Raw genomic sequence first — 1151 nt, 5'->3', positions numbered from 1 at the left:
CTATGTCCTATTCCTGGAACACTTTGAAGTAGGGTGTTCTTGGCATGGTATTCAGGGCAAGTATCGATTAATTTAATGAGCTTCTTTTCTATCTTATCAATCTGGTTTTTCATTGCGGTTAAGATAGGTTTGATGGTGGAATGCATCTCTTTAGGTAGGATTTGGATACGATTTTTTTCCATCGTTTGCATTGAGAGAAGTTGGTTTCTTCTGATGACTAAGTCACTCATAAGTCGGATGTTTTCTGCTTTTAGCTCCGTTAGTTTTGGTTGTATAGCTTCGGCATAATGAGCGATTAGCTCTGAGTCCAGTCTGTCATTTTTAGCGCGCCTGCCAATGGCACCAGCAAAGCGTTTTATGTGTAAAGGATTGGCTATAACAAAAGGAAGATTCGCCTCAGAGCATGCCATGATAAATGGCATTTCAAGACGACCTGTTGCTTCAACAACGATGCGTTTTGGCTGGTGCTTCGCAATAGTTTTAATTGCCTCTTTTATTCCTTTATCATTGTTTTCGACAGTAAAAAATAGGTCTAATGGGCGGATGTGAATGTCTAATTGTGACTTACCAACATCAACGCCGATATTTATGTTTTGAAGTGCAGTAGGATTCATAATAAGCTAACTCATGCTTGCGTAATACGGGCTCAAGTCCCAGTCGAGTATTCGAGGTTAGTGCTTGGAGCTTTAGACAGCGATCATGTTTGTTATCGGTCTCTCAATGGAGGAGCCAGCGTTTAAACGATCTACTGTATAAAGAGCTTTAGTTGCGGCTAAAGCTAGGGTCTCACGTTACCCGATTTCATGAGTTATTATCCATACAAAGCATTTAAGAGTGATTCGCAACGCTTGGCAGTTTCGCTTCGCTCAAGTATAGCCAAGCGCTGCTCACACCTTAATGCGGCGTTAGTTGCACTTAGAAATTTAGTGGTCAAATCATTGTCTCTTTGGCTATGCAGTGACAAGCCTCATTGCTTAACTTTCTTTCCGGTGGCAGCGCTAAAGAGTCATTCGCTTTAGCAATCGAGGTTTCGCGGCACTGCTTTTTGTGTCCGTCCGTGAGCAACGGAAATGACATCTTCCTCAACCCGTTTTTCAGTGACTTCGGTGGGTTCTTTTTCGCGCCAACTCGCATTAATCGAAATATGTCAC

The 1151-nt window shown here is 42.3% G+C and carries 2 protein-coding genes; both read right to left on the bottom strand.

Annotated features, from left to right (window positions below; all coding sequences use genetic code 11):
- A partial coding sequence (locus tag MD535_RS25590) for an IS110 family transposase (RefSeq protein ID WP_265678102.1) occupies positions 1-614 on the bottom strand: 614 nt, incomplete at its 3' end.
- A gap of 316 nt (positions 615-930) precedes the next feature.
- Positions 931-1151 (bottom strand): hypothetical protein (locus tag MD535_RS25585; RefSeq protein ID WP_265678101.1); only part of this gene is annotated, 221 nt, incomplete at its 5' end.

Origin of the sequence: Vibrio qingdaonensis (assembly GCF_026191675.1) — a bacterium.
Lineage (GTDB): Bacteria > Pseudomonadota > Gammaproteobacteria > Enterobacterales > Vibrionaceae > Vibrio > Vibrio qingdaonensis.
The sequence above is the reverse complement of the archived record's forward strand: the minus strand, read 5'-3'. Positions and strand labels throughout refer to the sequence as shown.